This is a genomic window from Fluviicola taffensis DSM 16823 (assembly GCF_000194605.1).
Classification (GTDB): Bacteria; Bacteroidota; Bacteroidia; order Flavobacteriales_D; family Crocinitomicaceae; genus Fluviicola; species Fluviicola taffensis.
This window is the reverse complement of sequence record NC_015321.1, coordinates 4,177,174-4,201,148: the sequence shown is the minus strand read 5'-3', so window position 1 is coordinate 4,201,148 and position 23,975 is coordinate 4,177,174. Positions and strand designations below refer to the sequence as shown.

The window sequence follows — 23,975 nt, the reverse complement described above, 5'->3', positions numbered from 1 at the left end:
AGTTCAATATAGATTTCCTTTGAACCCTTTGAACATTTTTGAACTTTTTCCACTTTTTAAAAATCCAAAGCTTGCTTTGGCGCGTATCTGATTCAGTTCTTGCTATTGATATTTAAAACACTAAACACTACTAGTTATGAAAAAAAATAAATACTCTTTTTACGCATTGTCCATTGCGACTATCTTATTAACATCTACTCTAATTTCTTCATGTGATTCATCTCCTGAGAAAGAAGAGGTAGAATTGGTGAAAACTGGATTTCAGATCCCACAATTGTTGGAACGTCAGAAAGATTTGTCTTACGATGAGTTTTTGAAGATCAAAGAGAAATTCAATAAATTGTCTTTTGAAGCTGAAAATGAAAAAACAAAGGCTGAAAGTCTTATCAAGCTTTCTGAAATATATATCTACGAAGCACGTGTAACAGGAGAACATCCTTATTACTACAATGCAGCCTTACTTACTTTAAATGAAACTTTAAAAGACACACTCAAAATAACTCCAGATCAACATTTTACAGCTCTTTTTTATAAGTCTACAGTTCAGTTGTCACAACACAAATTCAACGCTGCTTTGGTTACGGGCGAAAAAGCTTTGGCATTGAATAATACAAATTCGGGAATTTATGGTGTGTTGGTAGATGCAAATGTGGAGATTGGAAACTATGATGATGCAGTTAAAAACTGTGATAAAATGATTTCTATTCGCCCAGATTTACGCTCATACAGTAGAATTTCATACTTGCGTGAAATCTATGGTGATTTGAAAGGAAGTATCAAATCCATGGAACAAGCAATTGAAGCAGGTGCTCCGTATTCTGAATATAAATGTTGGACAATTGTAACAATGGGTAAAATGCTCGAAAACCACAATCAGTTGGATTCTGCGAGAGCGTACTTTGAATTTGCAACAAGAGAAAGAGCAAATTATCCATTCGGAATTGCAGGAATGGCAAGTATTGAAGGAAAATTAGGAAATTATGCCAAAGCAGATTCTTTGTATAAAGTTGCTTTGAACGCTGTTCCTGAAATTAGTTTCATTATGGACCAAGCTAAATTGTACAAAAAACAAGGGAAAAAAGCAGAAGTAAAGCGTTTGATTCCAAGAATTGAATCCATGTTTAAAGAGGATATCGAATCTGGACATAATGTCAACATGGAGTATGCATTCTTCTTGCTCGATTTCAAAAAAGATTCCAAAAGAGCCTTGGATTTAGGATTGAAGGAATACAAAATGCGTCCAAATAACATTGATGTAAATCGTTTATTAGCCTTTGCTTATTATGCAAATGGCGATACCAAAAATGCAGCTAAGCACAGTAAAATCGCGATGAAAACAAATAAACAAGATGGTGATTTATATTGTATTACTGGACTGATAAACAATGATAAGAAACAAATCAAAAAATCATTCACGATTGATCCGTATCAAGACCATTTGTTTGCAGATCGTGCAAAAAAGATGATCTAATTCAAAGACCTCGATAAACCTTACGCTATGAAAAATATTGACTCATTGGCCTTCAGTGGCAGTAGACTTGTATTGCTTTTTAGTATCCTTCTTTTGTCAAATTGGGGATTCTCTCACGGAATCAATGGAATTGTAACGGACCAGCAATCCCAAGGAATTTCAGGAGCAAAGGTAACTCTCAAAGGAAATCCAAAATTCAGCATTACAAATGGATTGGGAGAATTTGTTTTAACAGATGTGCATTTAGGAGATTCTATTTTTATTGAAAGTCAAGGATTTCAAAAACGATTCATCTTGATCGACAACGAAATCTACTTTGAGAAGAATTTCCAATTTCAGTTAGTCGAGAATTCTACTGAGTTGAGCGAAGTAAAAGTTACTGGAAATAAAACCCAGTTGACTCAGAGTGCAAATATCAATTTGACTTTGCAACCTGTTCGTTCAGCTCAAGAGTTACTGACTTTGGTTCCAGGTTTATTCGTTGCTCAACATGCTGGTGGAGGAAAAGCGGAACAATTGTTTTTACGTGGGTTTGATATTGATCATGGAACGGATGTGGCACTTTCCCTCGATGGAATGCCAGTAAACATGGTTTCTCATGCACATGGTCAGGGATATGCCGATTTTCATTTTGTGATGCCAGAAGTGGTCGATAAAATCAACTTTGAAAAAGGACCCTATGATGTAACGAAAGGGGATTTAGCAACGGCTGGTTCTGTAGATTTTCAAACCAAAGAACAACTTGCGAAAAGTTTTGTAGCCTTGGAATATGGAATGTTTCAGCATAAAAAGATTACAGCTGGAATCAAAGTTTTGGAGAATCAACGAAGCAATGCTTATTTCACGGCAGATTATTTGCAAACGGATAATTTCTTTGTTTCTCCGCAAGATTTCAAGCGAATTAATCTTTATGGGAAATATACTGGTGTTCTTTCTCCAAATTTCAAAGTAAGTTTTTCTGCTTCTACTTTTCAGAGTAGTTGGAATGCTTCGGGTCAAATTCCAGACAGGGCAGTTGCAGATGGGAGTATAAGTCGTTTTGGGTCCATTGACAATACCGAAGGAGGGAATACCTCTAGAACAAATGTGCAATTGGGTGTCATTCAAAAAATAAATGCTTCTTCCTCTTTGAAAAGTGATTTTTATGCGTCGTTTTATGATTTCTCTCTCTTCTCCAATTTTACTTTTTTCTTGGAAGATTCCATCAATGGGGATCAAATTCACCAATACGAAAGTCGGAAAATATACGGAGGAAAATCAGAATACAAAAAACTGATTACTTTGAAAGAAAACACTATTTTCACCTTTACGGGAGGAGCTGGTTTTCGCTACGATGATATCAATAATATTGGATTGGCTAAAACAACAGGGCGCATTTTTGTGAGAGATCAGGTTCAATTAGGTAATATCAATCAAACCAATATTTTTGGATATGTTTCAGGAAAATTGGAAATCAACCGTTTTGTCTTGAATATTGCTTTGAGAGGTGATAATGTCAATTATTATTACAACAATTTGAAAGACAGTGTGTATCAACCTAAAAGTTTGTCACAAGCAGTTTTTTTACCGAAATTGACGCTTTTATTCAATGCTACAGACAATGTACAGCTTTATTTAAAATCGGGGATTGGTTACCATTCCAACGATGCCCGTGTACTGTTGTCATCTGATAATTTAACGAAAAAAGCATTGCCTTTGGCTTACGGATCGGATTTGGGAGCGACTTGGAAATTGACCAAAAATCTCTTATTCAATGGTGCTTTGTGGTATTTATTTTCCGAACAAGAATTCGTGTATGTTGGAGATGCAGGAATTGTAGAACCAAGCGGTCAGTCACAACGATTGGGGTTCGATGTTGGGTTGACATTTCAACCTTACAAATGGTTGTTTTTATATTCCAACTTGAATTACTCGCATGCGCGTTCAGTGTCGGAACCCAAAGGCCAAAATTTCATTCCTTTGGCTCCAACTTTCACTTCAGATGGAAAAGTTCAATTGAATTTCAAAAAAGGAATATTCACGACTATTTCTTACAGATACATGGGACATAGAGCTGCGAACGAAGACAATAGTGTGATTGCGAAAGGATATTTTGTAAACGACTTTACTGTTGGATATCAGCGCAAATCTTTTGTGGTTACTGCAATTGTAAACAATATTTTCAATGTGAAATGGAATGAAACTCAGTTTTTAACGGAATCTCGCTTAAAAGATGAAGCTCAACCAGTGAGTGAAATTCATTTTACGCCAGGAACGCCATTTTCATGCCGACTTCAAGTGAAGTTTATGTTTTGATGAAGCTTTTAATCCTTCTGTTGCGGTTTAAAAATCATTTTGAGTGAATCCCCTCCATTATACAACTTTTGATCCGCTGGTGGATTCATTTCCTTGTTGAAATTTTTTGAAAAGTACTTTATTACCTGCTTTTTTGAACAAAATAGCAAGGAGTTTGTTTTATCTTAAAACGAAGAAGTATGATTTTAAGAATATTTTTATTTCTGGTCATCAACTTTGCAGCATTGGGAATTGGCGGCTATTTCACCGGAAAAGGTGTTCCATCAGAATGGTATGCTTCCTTGAATAAAGCGCCGTGGACTCCTCCTGGCTGGGTATTTGGCGCAGCATGGACAAGTATCATGATTTGTTTTGCGATCTATATGGCTTTTGCTGTTAAAATAGTACGAAACCTTCGAGTATTGATTATTTTATTCAGTCTCCAATGGGTTTTGAACGTATTATGGAATCCAATTTTCTTTTACTTTCATCATGTCGCTACAGGATTAGTTATTATCACTGCATTAACAATTTTAATTGCCCTGTTTTGTTTTCGTTATTGGTCGAATTTGAAAGCAAAATCTGCATTAATTCTTCCTTATCTCATTTGGATGATTATTGCCACTTCGCTGAACGCTTACATTCTTTGGAATAATTAGTTAACAACCATTTTTTTAGCTCAAATACCTTTCCAAAGGTGTAGTGATTAATCGTATACCTCAATTCAGGTATATGGCTTCCTGTACCAAAGATTTAGTTTTGCCGAAAATTTGGGAATTCTCCCAATAGCTTTGAAAAATGATTTTTGGTTTATTTATCTTGAAAGTGATTGGTTTGGTCATATTTCTAATTACAATAGCCAGTTTCATGCTTTGTAAAATTCTACTAGAATCGTTTGAGGAATAGCTTGATTCTATCTAGAATTACTAATTTTTCTTGGGTTGGTTCTTTCTAATCATCTTGCTCTGTCTATAAAGTACAATCCTCTCACCAATAAATTCTGTTTGCTTACTGGAGGAACTCTGGGTTTATTCATTCCAGTAGTAAATGGAATAAGTTCTGGAAATTGGTTTTGGAGAACCTGGATTAACGGAGAATACGTAATCTTCTCTGTAGATATGATTTGGCTGTGCATTGGAATTATCTGCTTGTTGGTTGTAAAACGATTACGGAAAGAAAAGGTCAGTACTCAAGCTTTGGTTAGTAGTGTTTAATTGAGTTTATTGAGTCTTCATTGTTGTATTGTACCTAATAAAACTGTCAAATCTAGCCAATTGGTTGCATGTTCGCGATATTGCAAACAACCCTCTGTTTATAAGGGTTTTCAATGGTTTTCAATCATTTATTCTGAATGAATATTATTTTTCAATCTTGCCTAAAAGCGTTTGCCTAATTTAGTTAATTCCCAAACACATGTACAAAACCATGCTTGACATTACTCGGATTTTTAATCCCCGTTGGATAATACAAATAGAAATAAACCCCATCAGAAGCTCCTTCACCATTCCAATTGTTTAGGTAAGGACTCGCTTCAAACATTTTATTTCCCCAACGATTGATAATAATAAGCGTATTTCCTAATTGCGAATAAGCATCATCTATGATAAAGAAATCGTTGGTTCCATCTCCATTCGGTGTGATGATATTTGGAATTTCATCATCGCAATTCACTGCATGAACAATCAATGTATCAGAAGCTGTACAGCCATCTGGAGTAACTACATTTAAAATCAATTCCTGATCATAGGTAATGGGAATATTGGTGTTGTTTCCGTAAGTTGTCCAATAATATGTGTTTACATCTTGCGGGAAGTAGAAGGTGTAAATATCATTCGCACAGAAAACGGTATCGGGTAAAATATCTAAACTTGGAACAGGTGAGATTGGAATTGTCAAGGTGTCGATATAAACACAACCCATTTCATCCCAAGTTCTCAAATAGAAGTTACCCGAGTTTTGCTGACTTAATGTGAAAGAAAGCGGATTCACGCTACTGTTTCCGAATGGTGTAATCCACAAAACACTGTCAGAAGTGGTATTCCCTGACAGATTTCCAATCGTCCCAGGACAAAAGTTAGGGAAGTTTATGGATGTCGTTAATTCGTAATTTCCTGTTTGAACAATCAAGATTGCTGATTGAGTCTGACAACCAAAATCATCCACTGCGGTTACTGTAATTGGAGTATAAGTAGTGTTTCCATGAACGGTTAAATCATCATCAGTGATTGTTCCGAAGTTTCCAGTCCAAGTAACAGTTTGGAGGTTGTTATTGGTGAGGAAAACAGTTTCAGACTCAAAGTAGCAAAGACTCAAAGTATCATCTGAAAGTTGCAGTATAGTTGGAGCAATGATTGAAACACTGTCAAATTGAATGGCGTTAAAACAGATATTACTTGAGTGTAAAGAGAAGATAGGGTTTGTATTTAAAGTGCTAAAAGGGATTGTGATAGGATTTGCAGACCCTAAAGATGTGGAACCAGAAAACCATTCAATGTTATCCGTCGTATTCGCATAAAACACTCCGTTTTCATTGATACACAAGATTGAATCACCAATAATGTCAATTAAGCCAGAAGGAACTGCCAATGAAATTTCTACTAAAGAATACGTGAATCCACAAATGCTGTTTGGGCTTGTATTGGAAATCAAAAAGCTGGTGTCTTGCTGAATATTTTGAAGCGAAATAGAGTTAGTTGTCTGAATTAAATTAGTGTCGGTTGAATACCAATTTATGGTAATTGGAGGTGCTGTTTGAAGAGTTACATTTGCACCTGGACAAACCGTTTGAGAAGCAATCATTGGAGGCGTGCTTCCAGGCACATTGGTAATATTTATGGTATTAGTTTGTGCTGTACAACCATATTGATTGGTAACCAAAGCAGAATAAGAACCACCAGTGACTGTTGAAAATGTAGGACCAGTTATAGGTCCAGAATTCCATTCATAACTTGCTCCTGTAGCAGATCCTGTGAATACTGCAGTGTCTCCAAAACACAATACAGAATCAGATACAGAAATAGTAGCATTGAAAGACCCGTTGATGATTGTAACACTGTCTAAGATTGTAACACCACATTGGCTAATTTGAATGACATAAACTCCTGGAACATTGGTCACTAAATGATCACTTGTGGATCCCGTATTTAACCATAGAATTGATGCGTTTCCAGAAGAGTTTATCTGAATTTCTACATTTTCATTGGAACAGATAGTTGCATTCGGTAGGATTGAAATTGTTGGTGTAGAATATTCAAAAACTTCGAACGGAGGAGTACTCAACACACAACCATCGGCATCTGTTAAAACGCATACATAGCTTCCAATTTGATCTGTATAACACGTTGACAAAGTCGATAAAGTATCTCCATTTGGCCCCATCCACAAATAACCAACAAATGTATTAGGTACTGACATCAATAAAGAATCAAAAGGACAAATAACCGCATCACCAGGTAACGAAGTAATATTTGGTGGCACTTTCACTGAAATATAATGATTAAAAACAATGTAAGAACTGCAGGTTGTTATCGGATCAACAATGATTCCGGTATAGTTATACCAACCTGGAGCATTTACTTCAATACTATCGGCTCCATTATTCCATAAAATATTGGAGCCAGACCAACTGAGACTAGGATGTGGATTTTCTGCAACTAAATACTCTGAATCATTTGGACAGAGTAAATTTCCTCCACCTATTGTTGTTCCCCAAGTCGGATTTGGATTCACTTTTATATAAAATTGTTTAGTTGCAGTATAAACAGTTGTGTCAATTCCACAAACATTTTCATATCCTTTAATTACCTTTATTTGCACCGTATGCCAACCAGTTACAGTCGTATTGAAGAGAGTGGAGGCTGTATCATAATTGATGTGAGGAACACCATCAATTATCCAGATAACAGTATCAATAGGTGGATAAACGGATGGATAGAAATTCCCCAATGGATTAATGATCAAATCAATTCCATGAAATTGCACAGGTATATTTTGACAAATTTCAATGGAATCACCTGTTGGGCACGTCGTATTCATCGCTATGGAAAGCGAGATACTGTCGTGTGGTTCTGCAAAATCATGTTGAAAGATAAACATACCTGTACTCAAACAATATTGATTAGTAGCTTGAACAAAATACTGTAATTCTTGATTCAATAAATGTGGTCCAGGACCATGAAAAGTAACAGCATTACCAATCGTTGTAATCGTTGTGCCAGGATCAATATTTGAGAAATTAATGATCGCTCCTTCTGGATAACAAAAATGATAGTTGTTGTAATTAGGACCAGGATTGAGGACATTTACATTGTGATCATCAGATAATAAAGGGAGATTTGGCAGCGTTTCTTTGATTGCAATAATAGAATCCATATCCATTTCACAAGCATCATCGCGGTCATGTTTCACCCAATAGGTCCCTGAATTGGTGATTACATTGGTGATGTTTTGACTTCCATCGTACCAAGTACTGGTATAACTTGGTCCAAAATGATTGTGGGTTAGCGTTTCATAATACAAAACGGCATCTGTACAAAAGTGAACGGTATCTCCAACTACGGTTACATAGTGTTCGGCTTCCTCAGCATGTATATAACCTACTAGCGAGTCGGCTGAAGGAGTTTTGTAGTAATTGTAATCTCCTGCAGTGCTGTTGACCTGATTGGTTAAAAAGGAATTTCTACTTTGATCTCCAACTAAATAGACGTGATAGGGTTCCATTCCGTAATACGGATTGAAAGTGAAATTGTCGTATCCTAAAGCGGGAGCATTTGATCCTGGTGAGAAGTTTAAATCAGCGGTATAACTTCCGCAAATCAGTGGCTTATCGACTTGATTGATGCCAATTCCTTTTCCTTCGTCATCAAGTTTACTGCCAAATTGTTTGATGTACGAACGAGTTCCCGTATTTGTAACTTTTAATAAATACGGATCTTTGAATCCAATTGAGTTAAATAAATTTTCCGAAACGTCTTGAATTTCAGATAAATCACATTTGAAATATCCGGTCACAAAAATATTATTAATTGCATCTATAGACAGGGATTTAGCAGAAAGCTCGTTGGTTGAACCTAAGGTATTATTCCAAATATATTGCCCTGTATTACTTGTCTTTAAAATGAAAATTTGTTTGTCGTAAGGGTTTTGAATACTATTCGCACCATTTTGATCGTAATAATTCATGTTCCCTAAGAAATCACCAATCAAGATAGGTTCATTATTTTGATTTACTTCTAAATCATTTGGTAAGGTATAACCTGCTTTCAATAAATGAAAAAATTGCAATTGTCCAGCTGGATTTAGCTTGCAAAGAAACCCAATATTGATACCATTGTTGTTGTAAGTATTTGATGCGAAATTAAGGGTGTCTGAAAATTGACCTGCAAAAAAGATGTTGTTTTGGGCATCAACATCCACTGCTAAACCTCGATCATCAAAGTCAGCATAACCACTCAATGACCAAATTGGATTTCCACTTGGGTCATATTTTGAGATAAACAAATCGAAAGAGGGAAGGCCTGTGTTTGGATCATTTGTACTTGTAAACGTATTGCTTCCAATGGTCGCAGTTCCCTGATATTCACCTGTTAATAAAATGTTATTTAAATTATCGATAGTTAATTTGTATCCATTGTCTGCTAAATTTCCACCTTCTTTTCGAGCCCAGATTACATTTCCTGCTGGATTTAGCTTTACGATGAAAATATCTTTTGAATTGGAGGAAGAAACAAGTGTAGTTCCCCCAAAAGTAACTGATCCGAAAAACTGACCTGTAACTACAATGTTTTGATCTGGTCCAATAGCTAAATCAATTGCTCGATCTGCGAGTGTCCCTCCGAATTGTTTGATCCATACAACTCCTCCTGCAGGATTATATTTTGTAATAATAGCATCAGTGTTTCCAAATGTATTCGAAATAGAATTTGAAGAACCGAATGACGTTTGTCCTGAAATATAGCCAGCAACATAGGATTCATTGAGGTTGTTTACTTCTACATCTGTGTTTTCATTAGTAGTTTGACTAAAAGTACTAGCACCCCAAGTTTGCCCCCAAGAATTGGCGATAAATAGTGTGCAGGATATTATTACAAGTAGTTTCATCAATTGGCGTCAGATATTCGTTTCAAGATAGAGCTATAATATGTGTTAACCAAGAACGAGGTTGAAACTTCATAAATCCTCCAATTCTTGTGTAATTGCAGATAACTCTATCTTCTAAATGCTTGTTACAAGACATAGACGATGCAATTGCAGAAAAGTTCGTTCAACGTGTAAAGTTCTCGAAAATATAGTTCGATAAAAATAGTTTTTCCGTTAATAATTAGTTGTTTATATCGGTTGGCTTATTCTGGAATGGAGGTGTGTTTTGATTCGATTTTCGAAGAATTGTCGATTAGTAAATTCGACGGATTTAACAATTCTTAAAATACGTTGTTTAAATTTAGACTATATTTAGGGGACTTAAATTTAGGATTATGATTCATAAAAAACTATTCATTGCGATTACATTTCTTGCGAATACACTTTTACTTCAAGCTCAAACATTAATCGTCCAAGTAAAACCCGCTGGAAGTAAAACTTGGGGGTATGCAGGAATTGATGGAAAACTAATTATTCCAGCTCAACACGAAAAGTGCCATCCATTTTCTTCCAATGGATATGCTGTCGTTTTTAATGCGAAAGCGCGCCAATATCAGTTTATTGATATGGATAATAAACAATTAGTTGCTGAACAACCCAAGTTTGCTATTAAGGATGGATTGGGTTTTGCTGTAAGTGGTTTTCAAGATGGATTAGCATTGCTACAACTTGAAAATAGAAAATGGGGCTATATGAACGCTGAAGGGAAAATGGTCATCCCAGCGATATATGATGATGGAAATGATTTCAATGGTGGGTTTGCTGCCGTGAAAAAAGGAAAGGAGTTTTTAGTAATCAATAAATCGGGAGTTGAAAAGGCAATTGAAGTTCCAGCAATTGATGTAAGAGATTTCTCAGAAGGTTTGGCTCCAATAAAAATTGCTGACAATAAAATGGGATTCATTAATGAGGATGGAAAAATTGCCATACAACCGCAATTTGAAGGTGTAGGATATTTTAAAAATGGAATTGCATGGGCAAAAACGTTTGATAAAAAAGTAGGGTATATCGACAAAAGTGGAAAATGGGTTATTGAACCACAGTTTGAAGCAGCAAAAGATTTTGATAAAGTAAGTGGACTTGCTCGTGTGAAAAAATCAGAAAAGTGGTGTTATGTGAATAAAGATGGAGACATAATCACGATTGATGATACATTGGTTTGGGGTGATTTCTCAGAAGGACTTGCTGAAGGAAAAAAAGGATCCCAGAAAGGGTTTTACGATAAAACTGGCGAATGGGTAATTGAACCGAAATTTGAAGATGTGCGTGATTTTCACAACGGTTATGCAGCTGCAAAATTGAATGGAAAATGGGGGTTGATTGATAAGTCAGGTACTTGGGTTATTGAACCAACATTAGATTCAATCAAGGATGTGGCGTTGGTGAAGAAATAATTTTTTTAATAAATTAAATGAAAAAACATTCATCCGTCGATGGATGTTTTTTTGCTTCAAAAAGGAGGTTCTAAATCTTCCAAAGCCAGTTATTCAGTACATTTAATTCAAATTCAATTTTCAGGTAAATGCATAAGCTAATTTCTTTAATCGCTATTGTACTATTTGTTCTGCAGGTATCTGCGCAAATGGATGATAAATTCTATTATCCGTCCCATGAATGGAAGCAGATTGATTCTCTGAAAGTAAAGATTTTTACAAAAAAAATGGATGAAGATGAGATTACTGCATATTTGATTTCTCCAGACAAAAAACCAAAAGCAACCATCATTTATTTTCATGGTGCAGGAGGGAATGTTTCAACGTATATTCCTTTGATAAAATCATTGGTGAAAGATGGATTCCAGGTATTTATGGTTGATTTCAGAGGATATGGAAAGTCTACGGGGAAACCCACCCATCTCAATATCGAATCAGACGGTCAAAAAATTTTGGATTTTTCCTTGACTCAAAAAGCAATTAAAAACACCAACATCCTTTTGTATGGAGCTTCTATGGGAACTCAAATTGCAACTCATTTGGCAGCTTTAAATGAATCGAAAATTAGTGGATTGATACTAGATGGAACCATTTCATCATTTACTGATATAGCTTCAGCTTATTCGCCTCCAGAACAAAAAGAAATGATTGAGAAGTTTGTTACTTCTCCATATTCCGCAAAAGAAGATATCAAGAAACTAGTCAAAATTCCAGTCTTGTTCATTCATTCCAAAGAGGATGAAGATGTTCCTTTTTCACAGTATGAATTGGTTGAAGCAAATTGTACAACGAAGCACGAAAGCTTAATTTATACGGGAAAACACCTCGAGTGTCCTTTGTTAGAAACAGAGGTTTTTTTAGCAAAGGTGAATTATATTTTATCCAATAAGTGAAATCAAAGCTAGGCTTTTCAATTGCGCAATTTACAGAATGTTAAAGTAATTTATCAAGTCTTAGGGAATCTTTAAATTAAATTAAAGAATCGAAAAAATGTAACATTTAAAAGTGAAGCAGATGAATAAAATTTCTTGGCAACCAATTTTAGAAAATGAATTGGTGCTTTTGCGCCCATTAGAGGCATGGGATCACGACGAGTTATTTGATGTTGCTTCTGATCCATTGTTATGGGAGCAACACCCATCGAATGATCGTTACAAACCAGAAGTCTTCATGATGTTTTTTGAGGAGGCGCTTGCAGGCAGTCTTACTTTTGTGATTATTGACAAACCAACTCAAAAAATCATTGGAAGTTCTCGCTACTATGATCTTGATTTGGATAACCATTCTGTGAAAATTGGGTATTCATTTTTAGGACGCGATTACTGGGGAGGAAAGTACAATTTTGCACACAAAAAATTGCTTATTGACTATGCCTTTCAATTTTTAAATCGAGTTTTTTTCGAAATTGGGGAAACAAATTTTAGGTCTCAGAAAGGAACGGAAAAGTTGGGTATTGAGAAAGTAAATCATTTTTTGAAAGAAGTAAATGGTGAACAGTTTCCATACATCACTTACGTTCTAACAAAGGAAAAATGGGAAGGTCAATCATAATAAATTACTCTGTTAAAATCATTCAAACTTTAAGATTGACAGCTGTTTTCTATTGAAAATAGCTGATTCTATTTGAAACTATTAACGTTATTTAAGTCACAAAATTCATTAAAAAAGTGTTTTTACAAACATTGTGTTAGTATCTTAATATGACTAAAACGATGTATTATGGAAACGATTTCATGGCAACCAGTATTGGAAAATGAGTTAGTACTTCTTCGTCCGTTGGAACGCTCAGATTACGAAGAATTGTATCAAGTAGCTTCAGATCCATTGATTTGGGAACAGCATCCAGTATATAGTAGACACAAACGAGAAGAATACAATTCCTTTTTTGAAGAATCGTTAGATTCAGGAAAGAGTTTGGTACTCATCGATAAAGAAACCAATAAAATTTTTGGAAGTACCCGATATTATGATTTTGATGCAGAAAATTCTTCCATCAAAATTGGAGGTACTTTTTTAGATCGTGCCCATTGGGGAGGAACTTATAATTTTGCAAACAAACAATTATTGATTGATTATGCATTCCAGTTCGTGGACAAAGTAATCTTTGAAATTGCAGAAGAAAATATCCGTTCTCAAAAAGGAACAGCGAGATTTGGAGTTGAAGAGGGTGAACACTTTTTAAAAGACATTGGGGGAGAGAAATTTCCATATGTGTCTTATCAAGTGAATCCAGAAAAATGGGAGGAAGCAAAACAGGTATTTGTCCTTAATCATAAGTGATGTTGAAAAAATATTTTTAGCACTCCTTTTTTAGTCAATTTATCTCTGAATTCAATAGTGTGAATCCGACATTCGTGTTTCTTTATTTTTCTTTACGGTTTTACCTGTACTTTTGAGTAAGATTTTTTCACTTGAAACATACAAAAACCAGTCATATTTCTTTGCTTGGACAATTCGTTTTGAATTGTATGCTTATTCTTTCCGTAGCAGGAATTTGTTACTATTTCAATGATTTGTTTAATTATAAGATTGTTGCATTAATCTTATTGATGACTGTCTCACTTTCCGCGATGGTTTTTAATATTTGGCCGGTTCTGCTGGGTGCAACATTGAGTGCATTTATTTGGAACTTCTTTTTTATAGAGCCACTGTTCAACATTCATATCAACCAAGCTGAGGATTTCTTAACCTTTCTCATGTATTTTTTTATCGCTTTTATCAATGCTGTTCTGACATTTCAAATCCGGAGAGCGGAAAAAAAAGCACGAAACAAGGAAGAAAAAGAGAAAGAAGTGAAATTGTACAATACTTTGTTCAATTCACTATCTCATGAATTAAAAACACCACTTTCAACCATCTTAGGTTCAGTGGATATGTTGAAGGAAAACCGCTCAAAATTGACTTCCGAACAAGAGGTAGAACTGCTTCATGCGATAGATAAATCGAGTTTGCGCTTACAACGTCAGGTGGAGAATTTGTTAAATATGAGCCGACTCGAAAATGATATGCTACAGTTAAAATTGGACTGGACAGATATGAATGAAGTTGTACATCAACTGATTCAAAGACATTCGGAATTTAAGAATCATCCAATCGTTTATCAATCGAATGATTCCTTGCCTTTGATGAAAGTTGATTCTGGGATTTTGGAAACTGTTTTAGATAACATTATCCATAATGCCATTCAATATACACCGTCAAATTCCTCCATTGAGATTATCCTTCGTTCTGAAAATAACTGGTGTATTCTGGAAATTTCCGATGCAGGACCAGGTTTTCCATTAGAATCACTACCCAATGTCTTCGATAAATTCTATCGTCTTCCTGAATCAAAGGCTGGAGGAACAGGACTTGGATTATCGATTGTGAAGGGATTTATCGAAGCGCATCAAGGAACAGTTACTGTTAGGAATCGATTAGAAGGCGGAGCACAATTTTTGATTACTTTACCAGTAGAAGTATCTTTTATGAATAATTTGAACAATGAATAAAGCGGAAATCCTGGTCATCGATGACGAACCTCAGATTCGTAAATTGCTCGAAATAACTCTTGAAAGTAACGATTACAAGATTTTATTGGCTGAAACAGCAAAAGAAGGAATGTTGAAGGCCGCAAATCACCCTCCCGAATTGATTATCCTCGATTTAGGTCTTCCTGATAAAAGTGGCCATGAAGTAATCAACGAACTCAGAACTTGGTACAGCAAAGCAATCATTGTTTTGTCCGTTCAAGACTCAGAAGAAGATATCGTGAAAGCTTTGGATGAAGGAGCGACCGATTACCTCACAAAACCCTTCCGAAATGCTGAATTACTAGCTCGGATTCGCTCAGCTATTCGAAGAAATCATACTTCAAATACAAAAACGGTACTAGAATTGGGTGATTTGGAGTTGGATTTACCAGCTCGGGTTTTGAAAAAAAAAGGAGAAATTGTGAAACTTACGTCTACAGAATTTAATCTCATGGCCTTGTTTTTTGCACATGAAGGAAGGGCGTTAACACATCAATTTATCCTGAAAGAAGTTTGGGGAGTGGGTTATCAGACTGAAATCCAATATTTACGTGTTTTTATGAATACATTGCGCAGGAAAATTGAAGATAATCCCAATCACCCGGAACACATCATCACTCAAAGTAGAGTAGGATATCGTTTTTCTTAAATTTTCAATGGATTGTAATTATATCATTGATAATTCTCTCTTTATTTTTGCATTGCTATTCCGAATCTGATTTTTTAAATCCCAGATAGTCAAAGACGCAAAGGAAAAAGTAAGATTTAAACTTTACGTTTTTTGATTCTCGGTGTTTCATTTCCATGAATCGAATATAGTTTAGTAGTATCTTCCATGAAACTAACTACAAATTTTAACTTGTTATGGCTTTTATCTAAATCGTCATTCCGTAATTTTAAGCCATGAAAAAAATTACATATTCCGTCTTGGATTTATCCATGATTACCAAAGACGGCAACGCAGCGACAGCCATTGAAAGAACAGTAGATTTAGCACAACACGCAGAAAAATTAGGATACGAACGAGTTTGGCTTGCAGAACACCACAACATGGAATTCATCGCGAGTTCAGCAACTTCCGTATTGATTGGCCACGTAGCAGCTAAAACAAGCAAAATTAGAGTGGGTTCGGGTGGAATTATGCTTCCAAATCACGCGCCTTTGGCAATTGCCGAACAATTTGGAACTTTGGAAACGATGTATCCCAATCGCATTGATTTGGGGTTAGGAAGAGCTCCAGGAACAGATCAACAAACTGCAGCTGCATTGAGAAGAGGAGACTTGAATACAGCTTACCAATTTCCAAATGATGTAGTTGCACTTCAGAAATTTTTCAGTGAAGGGAATAAAACTGCGGCAGTTCGTGCATTTCCTGCAGAAGGATTAGATATCCCCATTTGGATTTTAGGATCGAGTACAGATAGCGCATATTTAGCTGCAGAAATGGGACTTCCTTATGCATTTGCTTCACATTTTGCTCCCAAACAATTCAAAATTGCCACACAGATTTATCGAAATAATTTTCGACCTTCTCCATATTTGGACAAACCGTATGTTTTGGCGTGTGTAAATGGAATTGCAGCTGATACCATTGAGGAAGCAGAATTGTTATCCATGAGTTTGTATAAAATGTTCTCGGGAATTTTGACCAATGCACGTCAACCGCTTTCCCCACCAATTCCGAATTTATTAAAAACGTGGCCGCAAGATTTGTTGGACGCCGTTCTTCCCATGACAGCTTGCTCGTTCATCGGAGATAAAGATTCGTTGATTGAACAGTTTAGCGATTTTGCAGATGAACACCAAGTGGACGAATTTATGATTACAGGAAATATTTACGACAATGAAAAACGATTGAAATCGTATGGGATTTTGGCGGAAGTTTTTGAAACAATTAATCGGTCATAATTCAAAAAAATGTGTAGTTTCATTTTGTTAATCGCTTAATTGATGAAAAAGACTTACTACGCAACCACTTTGATTTTTATTTTACAAGGGCTTTTTAGCTCATGCAGCTCAAATCCGAATACTGAAAAAGAACTTCCTTTAGCAGAGGAGTCGGTTCAGGAAATCGATTCCTCTGCTTTTGAAAAGAAAAGTAGGTATGAGGAGCTCTTGAAGAAATTCAAACCCATTTCTTTTGATACACTGAAAGTGTTTTACGAATATAACGACAAACACTTCTTAGGTAAAGAGCTAAGTCTGAAAGAGGCAGCTGTTTTTAAACCTGGGATAACAGAAGCTTCTTGGGGTAAATTGTCAGGATTTTACGCTTGTAATCAATTTCAAATAGATGTATCTACCTTAGGATTAATTGTGCGAACACCTTCTGAATATGGATCGTCATCGATTAAATTAGTTCTTTTTGATAAGAAAAAGGACCAGCTAAAAAAGGAATACTTTGAACTGGCTAATGATATCATGGACGGGGGAGAATATTACCACACAATATCGTGGCTGATTAAAACAAAAGTTCCTGAAATTCGTGCATTTGTTTACGATTATTCTTATTACGACCACAAAATAGCGGGTGATTCCGAAGATACGACGATTGAAGAATCGAGAAGTTATTTTCTGATAGATTGTATGTCTCCAAAATTTGATACCATCTCAAAAAATGAGAATCAACTCAAGAAACGCTTTAGAAAATTATTGAAAACGGAAGAGTAAGGAAATTTATGTAAAATGTGTTCCTAAATTCATCCAAAATTATTAATATCAACTCCTGAAAAATCAAACCAAAACGTTACATGGAAACTGGACCAATCAATGAGCAAGCAAACCTACTGCATTTAGAAGCGAGAGAAGCCGGACAAGCTGGAAATTATCAATTGGCAATTGAAAAATTGCTTGAAGCGATGAAAATTGAACCTTTGTGGGCTTATCCAGTTTATGATCTGGCGTTTACTTACTTACTCATGGGAGATTTTGACAATGCTTTAAAGTATTACCAGGAAACGGACACTTTGGAACCAGATGGTTTTTTCACCACGAAAACAGCGATTTATACCTTGGAAGGAGAAAAAGTTGGATTGTTTCCAGAAGGACTGTATACGTTTTACATGCAGATTGAGTGGACAGAAGAACCAGAAAAGAAATATCATATTGCAAAACAAATTGTTGACAATGTACCCTCATTTGCACCAGCTTGGAAAGACATTGCTTACTTGCAGTCAGAGCCAGAAGAACGCATGTATTCCATCGAAAAAGGTCTTGCTGGAAATCCAGATCGCGAAACGAAAGGAATTTTGTTGCTAAACAAAGCAATGATGTTAAGCGAGAGTGGAGATAAAGAAACAGCTAAGAAATTACTGGCTGAAATCATAGAGTCACAAGAAACAACGATGTCGAATAGTGCCATTGCGAAAGTGGCGTTAAAATCTATCGGAGACAATTAAAAATCACCTCGAAATCGAGATTCAAGAATCAGATTATGAGAACAATTTTTAAAACCAATAAGCGAGAAAGCACTCTTTCTAAAAGCAAACGGATTGGCTTTAATTTCTTTCCGGCATATAGAAGAACAGGTGGGAGGGTTGTTTTTTTATCGGATGATTGGTTAGAAGTTCATGTTCAGTTGAAATTAAGTTTGCGTACAAAAAATTACGTAGGTTCTGTTTTCGGAGGAAGTATTTATGGTTCACTGGATCCTATTTACATGGCTCAATTAATCAATATTTTGGGAAAAGACTATGTTGTTTGGGATAAAGCAGCAACAGTTAAGTTCATCAGACCTATCAAGAAAAAGGTATTTGCCCGATTCGTAATTTTAGATGAGTCAGTAAAACACATTATTGAAACAGTAAAAGAACATGGAAAATGTGTCATTGATTTTGATACACGTTTTGAAGATGAAACTGGAATCATTTACGCCGAAGTGAATAAAATACTTTATATCGCTGATAAACAGTTTTATAAGTCAAAAAAGAATGGATAATTTTTGTTTATTTGGTTTGCACCTGTAAACTACGCTTCTAACAAGTATTTGTCTTATGAAGGCATTTAATCGTTCAGTTTTATGCTAAAAAGTTGTTAATTATTTTTTTTAACATTTCAACATTTTTTATTGTAAAACCTTGCAAATCAAACATTTTATTAACGGCAACTAATTTTTAAATTGTTAATTATTTAATGCTTGAGTGTTAAATAATTGGAAAACATTCATTGAAGGTCTACTTTTGTGGGATTAATTTTAAAACAAATGATTATGAAATCACCTTTACAATGGCTCTTTGTAGCCTCTATCACGATGGTTTCCGGTATCAGCTTTTCTCAGACACGTTATGTTTCCACAACTGGAACAGACGTTTCTAATGATTGCCAAACACCAGGAAATCCATGTGGAACAATTTCTCATGCTTATTCGGAAGCTATAGCAGATGATACGATTAAAATTGCTCCAGGAAACTACAATCTTACTTCTACGCTTAGTTTATTGCAACCTGTTGTAATTGCTGCGCTTGATCCAATGGATTTGCCAGTTATTACATCATCTGCATCTGATGTTATTTCAGTAAACAGCGATGATGTTACTATTATGAATCTCCATTTTGAAATGGGTTTAACTGCTTCAACTGGTTTGCGTGGAATTGTTGCAAACACGGGAGATTTTGACAACCTGAAAGTTAGCGGGAATATTTTTGAATCTACAAATCCAATTTCAGGAACTCCTAATACCAATATGGTTTGGACAGCTTTCGCTATTTCATTGGTTGCAACTTCTGGTGACGTTCAAAACGTAACTATCGAAGACAATGAGATTATTGCTGATGCAACTTCAAATGTTTTCGGTCGTGGAATTTTCCTAGGAAATGGAGGTACAGGATTAGATGCTCCAGGAGGAACAATCAGCGGTAACACAATCAAAGCTTATTACGCTATTCAATCTGCGTTGATAGCTGATGATTTGTCAATCTCTGACAACGACATCGATGGAACAGTATTGATTATTGCTCCAAAAGCAGGTGTTATTGTGGATGTAGAAGACAACATGTTAGGAAACAATACACAAATGACTCCTGCAAGCTATTATGCTGTATTGGAATTGCGTTCTATCGAAGTAGGGGATGTGAATGTTAGTGGAAACCAGTTTTCAAACTACGTAAATATCGGTTTGTTGAGTGAAGCTTCTAAAAATGTATCCGTACTAGGGAATATTTTTACACCAGATGCAGCTGCTAGTGGATTTACTTCAATCATGGCAAATACAAAATTGATGACCAATGGTGCTCAAGGTAACACGTATTCTGATGAGATTACGATTCAAGGAAATACATTCAATGCAGGTTTAACTGGACAAGGAACTGCAATTTTGTTTGCAGACCATTATGGAGTGAACACTCCGGCGTTTGGAAATATTACAATTGGTGGAGCTGGTGTAACAGACAAGAATACATTTAATTCAAACCTTGGAACATACATTGCATTGGATGAGTTAAGCGGTCCAAGTACAGCATTCCCATTATGGGCTACTTATCCAGCAACAACAATGGCTCCTTTCTCACAAGACGTAGAGGCTTATGCAATTTACAATAACTACGGATTGGCCAATTTTGCAGCGATTGAAGCAAAAAATAATGATCAATCGGATGAAGCAGGTTTAGGGAAAATATATTTGACTGCATATGGAGAAAATCGTTACGTTTCTACAACAGGAACTGACGTTTTGAATACATGTACACTTCCAGGAAGCCCATGTTTGACTATTGCACATGCAATTTCTGTTGCAATTGACGAGGACTCAGTAATCGTTTATCCAGGTAGCTACGCTTTGACAAGTGTTTTAAATATTGGTCAAGACGGATTGGTTTTAACAGCTTCAGATGTGAATGACAAACCTGTAATTACAACAAATCAAGCAAACATCATTGATGTAAATGCTGAAGATGTAACAGTAAATGGATTTGAATTCAGAATGGGATTAACAAATGCTACTGGAATTAAAGGAGTTGTTTCAACTGCAAGTAACTTCAATAACTTGAAAGTATCAAAGAATGACTTTATCTCAACTGCTGCTTTGGATTTAGAAGGGATGGTTTGGTCTGCTTTTGCAGTACAATTGACTTCTGCTACAGGTGAAATCGATACAGTAGAAATTACTGATAACGGAATCACTACTGCGGCAACAAACTTGAATGTATTTGGTCGTGGATTCTATTTAGGTTCTGGTTCTGCAAATGGTCCTGGTGGATTAATTGCAAACAATCAAATTCAAGCATATTATGCAATTCAAACGGCAAATATCGCAACAGATTTGACAGTTGAATCAAATGATATCAATGGAATTTCAATGTTTAGCGCACCATTAAACAACTCCTTGTTTGATGTATACGATAACACATTCTCAGGTGCTAATATGAATACGAATATGACTTCTGACAGCTTGTATGCAGTAGTTGAAATTCGCGGGATTGCTTCTGGTTCAATAGAATTTTATGACAATACAATTGAGGGATTCTCAAAAATTGGTTTGTTGAGCTCGGCTTCTAAAGACGTAATTGTAGATGCAAACGTATTTACACCGAAAGCAACTGCAACTGCGTTTACATCGTTGATGGCAAACACGAAGTTGATGACAAACGGTGTTCAAGGAAACACTTACAGTGATGAGATCACAATTATTGGTAACACATTCAGCGCTGGTGCTACGAATGGGGGTACTGCAATTATCTTTGCTGACCACTATGGAGTAAATACACCTGCATTTGCTGATATTACCGTTGGTGGAGCTGCAACAGCAGAAAAGAACATCTTCAATGCAAGCTTAGGAAAATACATCGTATTGGATAACAAAACAGGGACTAGTGCGTCTGAGCCATTGTGGGCAGTATATGATGCAACTAACATGAAACCGGTTACACAGAATGTGGAAGCATTATATGTAAATAACACATACAACTTTGGGTCAACAGGGGAAGTTGAATTGAAAAACATCGATTCAGTAGACAATGTTATCTTAGGAAAAGTGATCCTTGCTTATTCGTTTGTTGGATTAGATGAGTTAACATCAGCAGATGCTACACTTTATCCAAACCCTGCAATTAACGCTGTTACAATTGAATTAACTGACTTGAATGCAGTTGTTGAAATGACAGTAGTTGATTTAGTAGGAAATGTAGTTTACAATTCAACGATTAACGGTTCTATTACTGTTGATGTGAGCAATTTGACTTCAGGTGTTTATGTGGTTCGTTTGAACAACAAAGGACAAGTTTCAAGTACACGTTTTGTAAAGAACTAAGATTCTTAAAATAAATAGAAGAGTCCTTCTGTCAGCAATGGCGGAAGGACTTTTTTTATGAAGATAAGTATGGAATTTTGTGAAATATGGCATTTTAGACGTAATTCCGCAATATTACGTCGCTTACTTTAAGTGATGGGTTTTAAAATGTTTATAGTCAGTATTTTGGTTGCTAGATAAAGTTTTATAAATATCATCTTCGTACTTATCTCCAAAGTCTTTGCGAGTGATTTGGAATTATGTTCATTTCACATCCTATCTTTGATATAGAAAAGTAATTTCCAATTCAATAACTCCATTTTTTTTGAGTTCATAGTTAGTCCAAAAATCAACTGATTTTAAAATGATAATCCCTGAATCTCTGATTGATATCAATTCCATTATTTGCAATTTGACATTCGACATTCGCAGTTATTTTAATAACCTGTTCATAAACTTTCCTAAAACATTTCATCTTCGCTCCATTTTTGCCTAATTTTATAGAAACTCAATGATAGCGTATGTTTGACTGGGAAGACGATAATGACAGTTTTGAGAACCATCTAAATGATGATTTGCAACGTTTCGAAGCGCAACTCGAAAGTAACTCTGTTGGTTTTTTTGACAGCGATCGTCTAGAAGCAATTATAGATCATTACTTAATGAATGGCAATTATTCCAAAGGGGAGTTGGCTGCCGAAGTTGGAATTCAACAATATCCATTCAATACGTTGTTTCAAATCCGAAGAGCTCAAGCAATGTCAGGATTAGGGAAATTGAAAGAAGCATTAGAATTATTGGATTCTGCAGAAAAGATTGATTCTGAGTCGATGGAACTTTTTTTGACTAAGGCAACTATCTTTAGTCAATTGAGAGATAGCAAAAGAGCTGTAAATTTCTTTAAACGTGCGTTAGAACTAGCAGATCGTGAAGAAAAGGATGAGATTTTCTTAGATCTAGCGACCGAATTAGAGCAATTAAAAGACTTTAAGTCTGCGGTTGAAGTATTAGAAGAAGCAATGCGTTCCAATCCAAAAAATGAAGGTGCGTTGTATGAATTGGCTTTTTGCTTTGATCAGTTAGGAGACAATGCGCGAGCAATTAATACTTACAGAACGTTTTTGGATGAGAATCCGTATTCTTTTACCGCTTGGTATAATCTTGGAAACACTTATTCAAAAGAAGAAATGTTTCAAGATGCAATTACAGCTTACGAATATTGTACTGCAATAAACGATCGTTTTTCGCCAGCTTATTTCAATATGGGGAATGCGCAGTTGACTATTGAGCAATACAATGAATCAATTGAATCTTTTGAGCGTTGTATCGACATTGATGGGGATGATGCATTAACTTACTGTTATTTAGGAGAAGCCAATGAGCAATTAGAAAACTTAACTGTAGCTTGGGATTTCTATCAAAAAGCCCTTTCATTGGCTCCTAATTTGGCGGAAGCATGGTTGGGATTGGGAATTGTAAAAGATTTGCAAGGTCATCCCAAAGAAAGTTTACATTATATCGAAAGAGCTTTGGAAATAGAGCCAGAAATGGATGGATATTACCATGTTTATGCTGGAGCTTTAGAGAACGCCGAAATGTTAGAAGAAGCTGAAGAAGCTTATTTAGCTTGTTTGACTTTGGAGCCAGGAAATGAAGATTGTTATTTTGACTATGTGGATTTCTTGATAGAAAATCGAGTTGGAGAAGTAAGAACCTTTGTTGAAAATTTCATATTGAAAAATCAATTGTTCTTTTCTGTACTTCCAATTATTTATTTAAACTGGATTTCAAATAATCCGGAAGGAGCTAAAATAATGCTTGTTGAGTCTTTTAATAAAGATCCAGAAAAAACAAAAGATGTATTTATTCGCTATCCAGAATTGGCGGATGTCGAAGAATTAGTAAATTTGACACGCTCTTAGAGTTTT

General features: G+C 35.6%; 17 protein-coding genes. 16 read left to right on the top strand and 1 reads right to left on the bottom strand.

The features are described from left to right. The first annotated feature begins 136 nt into the window (after window positions 1-136). From FLUTA_RS18370 to FLUTA_RS18355, 4 genes are all read left to right on the top strand, one after another. Entirely contained in the window at window positions 137-1,471 is a 1,335-nt protein-coding gene (locus tag FLUTA_RS18370) for a tetratricopeptide repeat protein (protein ID WP_013688413.1), read from the top strand. 27 nt (window positions 1,472-1,498) lie between these two features. Then, window positions 1,499-3,766 carry a TonB-dependent receptor gene (locus tag FLUTA_RS18365; protein ID WP_013688412.1) on the top strand — a complete coding sequence of 756 codons (2,268 nt, stop codon included), beginning with the start codon at window positions 1,499-1,501 and terminating at the stop codon, window positions 3,764-3,766. Between the two features lie 179 nt (window positions 3,767-3,945). Beyond that, a complete protein-coding gene (locus tag FLUTA_RS18360; protein WP_013688411.1) occupies window positions 3,946-4,404 on the top strand; it encodes a TspO/MBR family protein in 459 nt (152 codons plus the stop codon). 345 nt (window positions 4,405-4,749) lie between these two features. Further along, complete coding sequence (locus tag FLUTA_RS18355; RefSeq protein WP_169312100.1) at window positions 4,750-4,959, top strand: hypothetical protein; 210 nt, start codon at window positions 4,750-4,752, stop codon at window positions 4,957-4,959. A 184-nt stretch (window positions 4,960-5,143) separates the two neighbouring features. Here the strand turns inward: FLUTA_RS18355 and FLUTA_RS18350 are convergent, their stop codons facing one another. Continuing rightward, a complete protein-coding gene (locus FLUTA_RS18350) occupies window positions 5,144-9,844 on the bottom strand; it encodes a T9SS type B sorting domain-containing protein (protein WP_013688410.1) in 4,701 nt (1,566 codons plus the stop codon). Between the two features lie 374 nt (window positions 9,845-10,218). On the opposite strand from FLUTA_RS18350, the gene FLUTA_RS21040 reads away from it, so the two are divergent. The 12 genes from FLUTA_RS21040 to FLUTA_RS18290 all read left to right on the top strand — a co-directional run bounded on the left by FLUTA_RS21040 (window position 10,219) and on the right by FLUTA_RS18290 (window position 23,969). Beyond that, complete coding sequence (locus tag FLUTA_RS21040) at window positions 10,219-11,277, top strand: WG repeat-containing protein (RefSeq protein WP_013688409.1); 1,059 nt, start codon at window positions 10,219-10,221, stop codon at window positions 11,275-11,277. 128 nt (window positions 11,278-11,405) lie between these two features. Continuing rightward, complete coding sequence (locus tag FLUTA_RS18340) at window positions 11,406-12,209, top strand: alpha/beta hydrolase (protein WP_013688408.1); 804 nt, start codon at window positions 11,406-11,408, stop codon at window positions 12,207-12,209. A 121-nt stretch (window positions 12,210-12,330) separates the two neighbouring features. After that, a complete protein-coding gene (locus FLUTA_RS18335; protein ID WP_013688407.1) occupies window positions 12,331-12,867 on the top strand; it encodes a GNAT family N-acetyltransferase in 537 nt (178 codons plus the stop codon). Window positions 12,868-13,035: 168 nt separating this feature from the next. Next, window positions 13,036-13,596: a GNAT family N-acetyltransferase gene (locus tag FLUTA_RS18330; RefSeq protein ID WP_013688406.1), complete on the top strand. Its 561-nt coding sequence runs from the start codon at window positions 13,036-13,038 to the stop codon at window positions 13,594-13,596. Between the two features lie 131 nt (window positions 13,597-13,727). Next, window positions 13,728-14,807: a sensor histidine kinase gene (locus tag FLUTA_RS18325; protein WP_245545453.1), complete on the top strand. Its 1,080-nt coding sequence runs from the start codon at window positions 13,728-13,730 to the stop codon at window positions 14,805-14,807. Further along, window positions 14,800-15,477 (top strand): response regulator, encoded by a 678-nt coding sequence (locus FLUTA_RS18320; protein ID WP_013688404.1) that lies wholly within the window; start codon window positions 14,800-14,802, stop codon window positions 15,475-15,477. Before FLUTA_RS18325 ends, FLUTA_RS18320 begins: the two co-directional genes overlap by 8 nt. A 254-nt stretch (window positions 15,478-15,731) precedes the next feature. Continuing rightward, window positions 15,732-16,736: an LLM class flavin-dependent oxidoreductase gene (locus FLUTA_RS18315; RefSeq protein ID WP_013688403.1), complete on the top strand. Its 1,005-nt coding sequence runs from the start codon at window positions 15,732-15,734 to the stop codon at window positions 16,734-16,736. A gap of 42 nt (window positions 16,737-16,778) precedes the next feature. After that, entirely contained in the window at window positions 16,779-17,498 is a 720-nt protein-coding gene (locus FLUTA_RS18310) for a hypothetical protein (protein ID WP_013688402.1), read from the top strand. Window positions 17,499-17,578: 80 nt separating this feature from the next. Next, window positions 17,579-18,226 (top strand): tetratricopeptide repeat protein, encoded by a 648-nt coding sequence (locus FLUTA_RS18305; protein WP_013688401.1) that lies wholly within the window; start codon window positions 17,579-17,581, stop codon window positions 18,224-18,226. 35 nt (window positions 18,227-18,261) lie between these two features. Further along, complete coding sequence (locus tag FLUTA_RS18300) at window positions 18,262-18,765, top strand: DUF4442 domain-containing protein (RefSeq protein WP_013688400.1); 504 nt, start codon at window positions 18,262-18,264, stop codon at window positions 18,763-18,765. A gap of 270 nt (window positions 18,766-19,035) precedes the next feature. Next, window positions 19,036-22,068: a T9SS type A sorting domain-containing protein gene (locus FLUTA_RS18295; RefSeq protein WP_013688399.1), complete on the top strand. Its 3,033-nt coding sequence runs from the start codon at window positions 19,036-19,038 to the stop codon at window positions 22,066-22,068. 500 nt (window positions 22,069-22,568) lie between these two features. Continuing rightward, window positions 22,569-23,969, top strand: a complete 1,401-nt coding sequence (locus FLUTA_RS18290) for a tetratricopeptide repeat protein (protein ID WP_013688397.1) — start codon at window positions 22,569-22,571, stop codon at window positions 23,967-23,969. Window positions 23,970-23,975: the final 6 nt, after the last annotated feature.